The 2,676-nt window shown below is 71.4% G+C and carries 3 protein-coding genes; all 3 read left to right on the top strand.

What is annotated here, in order from left to right:
- Window positions 1–170: 170 nt before the first annotated feature.
- Complete coding sequence (locus J0670_RS35330; protein WP_307806835.1) at window positions 171–635, top strand: TraR/DksA family transcriptional regulator; 465 nt, start codon at window positions 171–173, stop codon at window positions 633–635.
- A 232-nt stretch (window positions 636–867) separates the two neighbouring features.
- The gene (gene lspA, locus J0670_RS35335) at window positions 868–1,494 is read left to right on the top strand and encodes a signal peptidase II (protein ID WP_207816661.1); all 627 of its coding nucleotides are present in this window, start codon (window positions 868–870) and stop codon (window positions 1,492–1,494) included.
- 67 nt (window positions 1,495–1,561) lie between these two features.
- Entirely contained in the window at window positions 1,562–2,500 is a 939-nt protein-coding gene (locus J0670_RS35340) for an RluA family pseudouridine synthase (protein WP_207816663.1), read from the top strand.
- The last annotated feature ends 176 nt before the right edge of the window (window positions 2,501–2,676 follow it).

The raw sequence follows: 2,676 nt of genomic DNA on the forward strand, positions 1-2,676 counted from the left end.
TGTGACCGGTTTTGATCGGGATTATCGTTCCGGCACTGGAAGCCGCCGGGAACCGGCGGCTCGATTCGTTCGTAGATGGGGTCGAAGCCATGGCTGAGAAGGCAATCGGCGCGGGTACCGTCACCAAGCGGGCACGCAAGGCCGTGGCGGCCGATCCAGGGGAGGGGACCGTGACCACTACCGCACCTCAGAACAGCACCGACACCGTCACCGTGCCGCGCGGTGCCGAGTCCGTCGACCCGGCCACGCTGCCGGTCCGCCCCGGTGAGGAGCCGTGGACCACCGAGGAGGTCCACGAGCTGCACGACGAGCTGATCAGCGACCTGGAGCGGCTGCGGGGCGAGATCGACGCCGCCGACGCCGCCATCGCGGGCCTGATGCGCGACTCCAACGACGGAGCCGGCGACGACCAGGTGGACGCCGGTACGAAGAACATCTCGCGGGAGAGCGAGCTGGCGCTCGCCAACAACGCGCGGGACAGCCTCGCCCAGACCGAGCGCGCCCTGGAGCGGCTGGAGGGCGTCGGTTTCGGCATCTGCGAGTCCTGCGGTCAGGCCATCGGCAAGGCCCGGGTGCAGGCCTTCCCCCGGGCGACGCTGTGCGTGCAGTGCAAGGCCAAGCAGGAACGCCGCTGAACCGGCCCACCGGGGCGACGTGGGGGGTCGGGCTTGCCGTACGCTCGACCCCGTAACGTCGCCTGACGCGTCCGTTTCCGGACGACTTCGGGACGGCCATCGGCCCAGCACTCTCCCCCGCCTCAGGTCCGGGGGAGTTCCATCGGCAGCGGAGCGGATCATCAGTACGCAAGGTTCCCCCCAGACCCGGGACAACGCCGTCCCGAAGCCCGCCGATGACGTGGAGGCGGCCGTGACCGATCCCGGCGAGTCCGCCGAGCCGACGGAGGCCCCGAAGGCCGCGGAGCCCTCGGAGGTCCCGGTGGCTCCGGAGCCGGCGTCCCCGGCCGGTGCCACGGCGGTGGACAAGCCCAAGGGCCCGCGGCGGGTCGGGGTGCTGCTGGTCGTCGCGGTGGTGGCCTTCCTGATCGACCTCGCCAGCAAGCTGCTGGTCGTCGCCCGGCTGGAGAACCACGCGGCGATCAAGGTGATCGGCGACGTCGTCACCTTCCAGGTCATCCGCAACTCCGGTGCCGCCTTCGGCATGGGGCAGGCGCTGACCGTCGTCTTCACGATGATCGCCTCGTCCGTCATCGTGGTGATCTGGCGGATCGCCCGCAGGCTGTACAGCCTGCCGTGGGCGATCGCGCTCGGGCTGCTGTTGGGCGGGGCGCTCGGCAACCTCACCGACCGGCTGTTCCGCGCGCCGGGCGTCTTCCGCGGGCACGTGGTGGACTTCATCTCCGTCCAGCACTTCGCGGTCTTCAACCTCGCGGACTCGGCGATCGTGTGCGGCGGGATCCTGGTGGTCCTGCTGTCGTTCCGGGGCAGCAACCCGGACGGGACCGTGCACCAGCAGACGGACAAGGGCGAGAAGTAGGAGGGCCCGTCCGTCGACGGACCACCGGCGGGAGGGGCGGGGTCGCGTTTCCGGCATACTCGTACGGGTGAGTACCGCAGCGCAGATCCGCAGCCTCCCCGTACCCGACGGCCTGGAGGGTGAGCGCCTCGACGCCGCCCTGGCCCGGATGTTCGGCTTCTCCCGGACCAAGGCCGCCGAGCTGGCCGCCGACGGCAAGGTGACGCTCGACGGCGCCGTGGCCGGCAAGTCGGACCGGGTGACCGCCGGCTCCTGGCTGGAGGTCGAGATCCCGGCCCCCGCCGCCCCTGTGCGGATCGTCGCCGAGCCGGTCGAGGGCATGCGGATCGTCCACGACGACGAGGACATCGTGCTGGTCGACAAGCCGATCGGCGTCGCCGCGCACCCGAGCCCCGGCTGGACCGGCCCGACCGTGATCGGCGGGCTCGCCGCGGCGGGCTACCGGATCTCGACCTCGGGTGCCGCCGAGCGCCAGGGCATCGTGCACCGGCTGGACGTCGGCACCTCCGGGCTGATGGTCGTCGCCAAGTCCGAGCGCGCGTACACCGACCTCAAGCGGCAGTTCCACGACCGGATCACCGAGAAGCGCTACCACACGCTGGTCCAGGGGCACCCGGACCCGATGAGCGGCACCGTGGACGCGCCGATCGGGCGGCACCCCAGCTCGGACTGGAAGTGGGCGGTGACCCGGGACGGCAAGCCGTCGATCACCCACTACGACCTGATCGAGGCCTACCGGGCCGCCTCGCTGCTGGCCATCAAGCTGGAGACCGGCCGCACCCACCAGATCCGCGTCCACATGTCCGCGCTGCGGCACCCGTGCGTCGGCGACCTGACGTACGGCGCCGACCCGACGCTGGCCAAGCGGCTCGGGCTGACCCGGCAGTGGCTGCACGCGGTCTCGCTGGGCTTCGAGCACCCGGCGGACGGGCAGTGGGTCGAGTTCAGCAGCGAGTACCCGGAGGACCTGCAGAAGGCGCTCGACATCATCGCGGCGGAGAGCTGAGGTGCCGGTCACCGTTCGGGTCGCCGAGGGCGAGGTGGACCTGACGCTGGTGCGGGAGGTCCGGCGCGAGGTGTTCGTCGTCGAGCAGAACGTGCCGGAGGAACTGGAGTACGACGAGTACGACGCCACGTCGGTGCACCTGCTGGCCCTCGGGGCCGACGGGGCCGCGCTGGGGA

Origin of the sequence: Streptomyces sp. FH025 (assembly GCF_017427025.1) — a bacterium.
In the GTDB taxonomy this organism is placed as follows: domain Bacteria; phylum Actinomycetota; class Actinomycetes; order Streptomycetales; family Streptomycetaceae; genus Kitasatospora.